Source organism: Bacteroides caecigallinarum (genome assembly GCF_021530995.1).
GTDB classification, from domain to species: Bacteria; Bacteroidota; Bacteroidia; order Bacteroidales; family Bacteroidaceae; genus Phocaeicola; species Phocaeicola faecigallinarum.
On sequence record NZ_JADYTF010000033.1, the window covers coordinates 21,437 to 28,392 of the forward strand.

The 6,956-nt window shown below is 39.3% G+C and carries 5 protein-coding genes; 4 read left to right on the forward strand and 1 reads right to left on the reverse strand.

Annotated features, from left to right (window positions below):
* The first annotated feature begins 80 nt into the window (after positions 1-80).
* Entirely contained in the window at positions 81-1,139 is a 1,059-nt protein-coding gene (locus tag I6E24_RS06595) for a diacylglycerol/lipid kinase family protein (RefSeq protein ID WP_235327243.1), read from the forward strand.
* 146 nt (positions 1,140-1,285) lie between these two features.
* On the opposite strand, the gene I6E24_RS06600 is transcribed toward I6E24_RS06595, so the two are convergent.
* Positions 1,286-1,939, reverse strand: coding sequence for a tRNA1(Val) (adenine(37)-N6)-methyltransferase (locus I6E24_RS06600; protein ID WP_235327245.1), 654 nt, complete (start codon positions 1,937-1,939; stop codon positions 1,286-1,288).
* A 207-nt stretch (positions 1,940-2,146) separates the two neighbouring features.
* Between I6E24_RS06600 and lon the strand changes: the two genes are divergently transcribed.
* From lon to I6E24_RS06615, 3 genes are read left to right on the forward strand one after another with little or no spacing between them, the layout of a single operon-like run.
* Complete coding sequence (gene lon / locus I6E24_RS06605; RefSeq protein ID WP_235327247.1) at positions 2,147-4,618, forward strand: endopeptidase La; 2,472 nt, start codon at positions 2,147-2,149, stop codon at positions 4,616-4,618.
* A gap of 24 nt (positions 4,619-4,642) precedes the next feature.
* Positions 4,643-5,773 (forward strand): tRNA guanosine(34) transglycosylase Tgt, encoded by a 1,131-nt coding sequence (gene tgt, locus I6E24_RS06610; protein ID WP_235327249.1) that lies wholly within the window; start codon positions 4,643-4,645, stop codon positions 5,771-5,773.
* Between the two features lie 39 nt (positions 5,774-5,812).
* Positions 5,813-6,943 (forward strand): LptF/LptG family permease, encoded by a 1,131-nt coding sequence (locus tag I6E24_RS06615; protein ID WP_235327251.1) that lies wholly within the window; start codon positions 5,813-5,815, stop codon positions 6,941-6,943.
* The last annotated feature ends 13 nt before the right edge of the window (positions 6,944-6,956 follow it).

The following is a 6,956-nucleotide window of genomic DNA, read 5'->3' on the forward strand; positions in this document are numbered from 1 at the left end:
ATAATATTTTGTATATCAGTCATAAATTCATATACAAATATATATTACATTTGCATAGACAACTAATCTATTCTATAAATATGGACATAAGGGAGGATATAATATTTATTGTTAATCCTATTTCGGGAACTCAAGATAAAGAGGCAATATTGGAATATGTTGAGGCCAATATCAATCGGAGTATATTTAATCCTAGAATTATAAAAACAGAATATGCCGGTCATGCGTACGATATAGCAAAGAAGGCTGTAGAGGATAAAGTTTCGTTTGTTGTTGCAATAGGAGGCGACGGTACTATCAATGAGGTAGGGCGTGCACTTATTAATTCTGATACAGCATTAGGTATTATCCCTTGTGGCTCCGGTAATGGACTGGCCAGACATTTGCATATCCCTATGAATTACCAGAAAGCTCTTCAGGTTATCAATAATGCCAACGTCCGTTCTATAGATTATGGTATCATTGCCGGTCATCCTTTCTTCTGTACCTGCGGAGTGGGCTTTGACGCTTTTGTTAGTCTTAAGTTTGCAGGTTCCAAGCGTAGAGGACTTATAACATATCTGGAGAATACTTTGCAGGAAAGTCTTCATTATGAACCTGAGACTTACGAAATAGAAAATTCGGAGGGTACGGTTAAGTATAAAGCGTTCCTTATCGCTTGTGGAAATGCTTCACAATATGGAAACAATGCTTATATAGCTCCACAGGCTTCTCTTTCTGATGGAATGATGGATATAACTGTTCTTGAACCTTTTACGGTACTTGATGTTCCTACGCTTTCATTTCAGTTGTTTACAAAAACAATAGATATGAACAGCCGCATTAAAACCATGAAGGATAGGAAAATAACGATACATAGGGCGAATGAAGGAGTTTTCCATTTTGATGGAGATCCGATGATGGGGCCGAAAGATCTTGTTGTCGAGATAATACCGTCTGCCCTAAAAGTGGTTTGCCCTCCGAAACCGAAACGCAATATATACGAGCCTCATAATATATTGCAGCATATAACAGATTTTATCGAGGCAAAACCTGTTTCTGCTTCCATTGTTGAAAAACATAGGCAATTGTTGGAAATGAATCGCCATATAATGAAGAAACTTGTAAAGAAAAACGATGATCTTCAGGATGAAAAATGATACTCTGGAAATTATAAAATAATGTTTTGAAAAAACGTGGGCAAATTTTATCTAAAACTTGCCCACGTTTGAATTGAAATTTGCCCACGTTTTTCGGAAATTGATTTCTGAGTAAAATTCCGGCTTTTTATGGAACCTGGAAGGCTCTATAAATAGAAATCAGATGTCAGATTTATATACTCCTGGCTTTTGTTGCCATTTTCGGAAAGCAGCAGCTGTGAGCATTCTGTAGTTGCATTGTTTGATGTGTTTTTGCAGAACTCCATCATTACTCTTTTGGCTGGTGTCCCAAGTTTTGTTATTACTTCAGTCTTTCTTGTCAGACTAAGCTTGTGTCTTATAGCCTCGGATATGAATTCTTGGGCAGATGTGGCTGGTATGATTACGCTGAATCTGCCGTCTTCTTTTAATATAAATGATACGGCTTCCACTAATAAACCGAAGCTGAGTCCGTCTGTATGTCTGGCAATATTTCTTTTTTCCGAATATCCTTTAGTGTTTTCATTGAAAAATGGAGGATTTGACACGATAAGGTCAAATTCTGCCTCATGGTGCGGGTAATAATCCTTGATATCAGCTTCTATTACATTCAGCCTGTCTTTCCACAAAGTATTGCTCATGTTTTCTTTGGCTTGTGTGGCAGCTCCTGTGTCGATTTCAATACCTGTGACCGAAGCATTCGATTTCTGTGCCAGCATTATTGCTATTAAGCCTGTTCCGGTTCCTATATCGGCTATTTTTGTGGCCAATCTCGGGTCTGTCCATGCCCCTAGCAATACTCCGTCTGTGCCTACTTTCATTGCACATTTGTCTTGATGTATCGTAAATTTCTTAAATCTGAAAAAATCACAACCCATATATTTGCTCTGTTAAGTTTGCGCAAAGATACACAATTCATGCTATGAGACTATATCTGAACATAACATTTGGAATAAAATGTTTTATTATTATGTGTATAATCATTAACTTTGTAGCCGTTTATTTAAACACATAATTCACGATAGAATATGCCGGAAGATAAAAAGAAAAAGAAGATTAAAGGTGATGAAGTGGCTTTGATAGCAAAAATAGATATAGATCAGGCAAGTATGCCTTTAGAAGAAATTGAAGGTGAAATGCCGGTATTGCCATTGCGCAATATGATAATTTTCCCAGAAATAGTGATGCCGGTGGCCATAGGCAGAAGAAGTACATTGGAGTTGGTAAAGTCTGCATATAAGAGAAAAGTTCCAGTTATATTGGCTACCCAAAAAGATGCTATGGTGGAAGAACCGGATTTGAACGATTTGTATCCATTGGGTGTGGTGGGACGTATTGTCCGTATCCTTGAGCTTCCAGGTGGAACAACTAACGCCCTAATACATACTTGCGGACCTAAGGTAAAACTCGACAGTATAACTTCTTCGGACCCTTATCTGGTTGGAACAGCAACTCCTGTAGAGGAAAATAATGTTACTCCACGCAGTAACGAGTTCAAGGCTATAATGAGTACGTGCTTTGATGTTATGAAGAAACTTCATGACAGCATGGAAGAGCTTGGCAATGATTTCCTTATGGCTCTTAGGGATATGGAAGGAGATGCTGTGAGAATTAATTTTATTTGCTCTAATTTCCCTTTGGAAATTACATCCAAATATGAACTTCTCAAACATGATTCGATAAAGGACAGAGCTATTCATCTTATAGGGTATTTGAATGAACAACTGGAAATAGCCAGACTTAAGCAAAACATTCAGATGCGTACCCGTGAGGAACTTGACAAGCAGCAGCGTGAATATTTCCTGCAGCAGCAACTGAAGAATATTCAGGATGAACTGGGTAATGGGGCAGAAAGTGAGATTGATAATCTGCGTGCTCAAGGAAAGAAAAAACAATGGTCTAAGGAAGTGGCTGAAATCTTTGAGAAGGAACTTACGAAACTGGAACGTATCAATCCGCAGTCGCCTGACTATAATGTGCAGTATTCATATCTGCAAAATCTGCTTGCTTTGCCATGGAATGTCTACACACCACAATCATTCAATATTAAGAGTGCTGAAAAAACTCTTAATCATGATCATTATGGTCTTGAGAAAGTCAAGGAACGCATTCTTGAACATTTGGCTGTGCTAAAACTTAAAGGAGATATGAAGTCTCCTATACTGTGCCTTTATGGCCCTCCTGGAGTAGGAAAAACTTCGCTTGGACGTTCCATTGCTTCGGCTTTGAAAAGAAAATATGTACGAATGTCGTTGGGTGGAGTGCATGATGAGGCTGAAATACGCGGTCATAGAAAAACTTACATTGGAGCTATGCCGGGACGAATCATTAAGAGTCTGATAAAGGCTGGCTCGTCTAATCCTGTTATAATTCTTGACGAGATAGACAAGCTTGGCGCGAGCCATCAGGGCGATCCTTCGTCTGCAATGCTGGAAGTGTTGGATCCTGAACAGAACGCTACGTTCCACGACAATTACATTGATATTGATTATGATTTGTCGAATGTAATGTTTATTGCTACGGCCAATAATCTGGGCAGTATACCTGCACCATTACTTGACCGAATGGAGCTGATAGAAGTTAGCGGATATATTACCGAGGAAAAGATAGAGATTGCCAAAAGACATCTCATCCCTAAGGCTATGGAGGCTAACGGACTGACAAAGGATAATATTAAGCTTTCAAAAGGGGCTATAGAGTTTATCATAGAGAATTATACTCGCGAAAGCGGTGTACGTGAGCTTGAAAAGAAGATTAATAAGGTGATGAGGCGTACAGCATATAATATTGCCTTAGGAAAAGATATAGCTACCGGAGAACTTAAAGCGGAAGATATACCTTCATGCCTTGGCCCTGTAGAGTACTCAAGAGACAAATATCAGGGAAATGAATATGCCGGTGTAGTGACCGGACTGGCATGGACGGCTGTTGGTGGTGAGATACTGTTTGTAGAGACCAGCCTCAGTAGAGGAAAAGGAAGCCGTCTTACTTTAACCGGTAATTTGGGTGATGTGATGAAGGAATCTGCAATGCTTGCGTTGGAGTATCTCAAAGCACATAATGATTTGTTGAATATTCCTGACGAGGTGTTTGAAAACTGGAATATACATATACATGTGCCCGAAGGAGCTATACCAAAGGATGGTCCGTCGGCAGGTATAACAATGGTTACTTCGTTGGCTTCTGCACTTACACGAAGAAAAGTGAAAAACCGTCTGGCTATGACGGGCGAAATCACACTTCGTGGAAAAGTATTGCCTGTAGGTGGTATAAAGGAAAAAATACTTGCTGCCAAGCGTGCAGGTATAGAGGAGATAGTTCTATGTAAGGAAAACAAGAAGGATATAGATAATATCCCGGAAATATACCTTAAGGGACTTACTTTCCATTATGTTAGTGATATCAGGGAAGTTCTGGATATAGCACTGACTGATGAAGTGGTTACTAATGCTCCTAAACTGACTATACCTGAGACTAAGAAAGAAACGGACAATAATTAATTTACGCCCTATTTTGATAGAATTATGAAATTTGAACTACAATATACCGATTCCAAGACAAATGCCAGAGCAGGTCTGATTACTACAGACCACGGGCAGATTGAAACACCTATTTTCATGCCTGTAGGTACTTTGGGAACAGTTAAGGGAGTACAGCTTCCTGAGCTCAAAGACGATATAAAAGCTCAGATTATACTCGGAAACACTTATCATCTTTATCTCAGACCGGGGCTTGACGTAATTGAAGGAGCTGGTGGATTGCATAAATTCAATGGTTTCGACCGTCCTATGCTTACTGATAGTGGAGGTTTTCAGGTATTCTCGCTTTCAGGCATCAGAAAAATGCGCGAGGAGGGTGTGGAGTTTCGCTCTCATATCGATGGGTCGAAGCATTTGTTTACTCCTGAAAGGGTTATGGATATTGAACGTACTATCGGAGCTGACATAATGATGGCATTCGATGAGTGTGCACCCGGTACTTCCGATTATAATTACGCAAAGAAATCAATGGAGCTGACTCACAGATGGTTGGACAGATGTATCACACGTTTTAATGAAACTGAACCAAAGTATGGATACAATCAGTCATTGTTCCCTATAGTTCAGGGTTGTGTGTATCCTGATTTGAGAAAGCGTTCTGCTGAGTATATTGCTTCAAAAGGTGCCGATGGTAATGCAATCGGTGGGCTTGCTGTAGGAGAACCTACTGAAAAAATGTATGAAATGATCGAAGTGGTTAATGAGATTCTTCCTACGGATAAACCTCGTTATCTTATGGGTGTAGGTACCCCTGTGAATATACTTGAGGGCATAGAACGTGGGGTAGATATGTTTGATTGCGTTATGCCTACACGTAACGGCAGAAATGGAATGCTGTTTACAAAGAACGGTATAATGAACATGCGCAACAAGAAATGGGAGAAAGATTATTCTCCTATTGAGGCTGATGGCGCATCGTATGTAGATACTCTTTATAGCCGTGCGTATCTTCGACATTTGTTCCATGCAGAGGAACTGCTCGCATTGCAGATAGCCTCAATACATAATCTGGCATTCTATTTATGGCTTGTAAAAGAAGCCAGAGCACATATCATAGCCGGTGATTTTTCTACATGGAAGCCTGCTATGGTTGAGCGACTTTCAACTCGTCTGTGATGTGATAACCGTGAATCCGATTGAAACTCTATATAAAATATGAAGGAGAAACTTGCAAGGTTTAAGGATAAATTTCTGAAACGTTTTTGGCTTAAACGTATAGACAGATATATAATGAAAAAGTTCCTGGGCACATTCTTTTTTGCCCTTGCTCTTATTCTGTCTATATCTGTAGTGTTCGATATAAACGAAAACATAGATAGCTTTATCAATAATAAGGCTCCTGTGGAAGCTATTATTTTTGATTACTATATGAATTTCGTTCCGTATTACGCCAATCTTTTCAGTCCGCTGTTTATTTTTATCTCTGTGATATTTTTTACAAGTAAACTAGCGGAGAACTCGGAAATAATAGCAATGTTTTCCACCGGAATGAGTTTCAAAAGATTGCTTATACCTTATTTTCTGTCGGCTGCCATTATAGCAATAGGCAGTTATATCCTTAGTTCGCAGTATATACCCAAAGGTAGTATCACCCGAATAGACTTCGAAGCGAAGTATAAGAACAAAAAGAAAGTGAATTATGCCAGGAATATACAGCTGGTGGTAGATACCGGTACTATAGCATACATGGAAAGGTATGAGAACTACAATCTGACGGGGTACAGATTTTCGCTTGATAAATTTGAGGATAATAAACTTGTGTCGCACCTCACTGCACGACGTGCAACGTATGATACTACAAAAGTCCATAAATGGATTATAAGGGATTATATGATAAGGGAAATGAAGGGGATGAAGGAGGTTATCACTAAAGGAGAGAGGCTGGATACGATAATCAATATGGAGCCTCAGGATTTTCTTATTACCCGAAATCAGTATGAGACACTTACCAGTTCGGAACTGAAGACATATATTGACAATCAGAAACGACGTGGATTTGCTAATATCAAAGAATTCGAGGTAGAGTATTATAAGCGTATTGCTACTCCTTTTGCGGCCTTTATCCTTACGCTGATAGGTGCTTCGCTGTCTTCGAAGAAAGTGAAAGGTGGAATGGGGCTCAATCTTGGTGTTGGCCTAGGATTGAGTGCTTCATATATACTTTTCCAGACTATATCTTCTACATTTGCCATAAGTGGAAATGTTCCTCCTGCGTTAGCCGTATGGATGCCGAATATATTATTCTTGATTATTGCGATATATTTGTATATAAAGGCTCCTAAATGATATTAGTTAGTTT

Excerpts from the sequence above, each read along its gene's own strand:
- I6E24_RS06595 (WP_235327243.1), top strand. The coding sequence starts at position 81 with ATGGACATAAGGGAGGATATAATATTTATTGTTAATCCTATTTCGGGA.
- I6E24_RS06600 (WP_235327245.1), bottom strand. The coding sequence starts at position 1,939 with ATGAAAGTAGGCACAGACGGAGTATTGCTAGGGGCATGGACAGACCCG.
- lon (WP_235327247.1), top strand. The coding sequence starts at position 2,147 with ATGCCGGAAGATAAAAAGAAAAAGAAGATTAAAGGTGATGAAGTGGCT.
- tgt (WP_235327249.1), top strand. The coding sequence starts at position 4,643 with ATGAAATTTGAACTACAATATACCGATTCCAAGACAAATGCCAGAGCA.
- I6E24_RS06615 (WP_235327251.1), top strand. The coding sequence starts at position 5,813 with ATGAAGGAGAAACTTGCAAGGTTTAAGGATAAATTTCTGAAACGTTTT.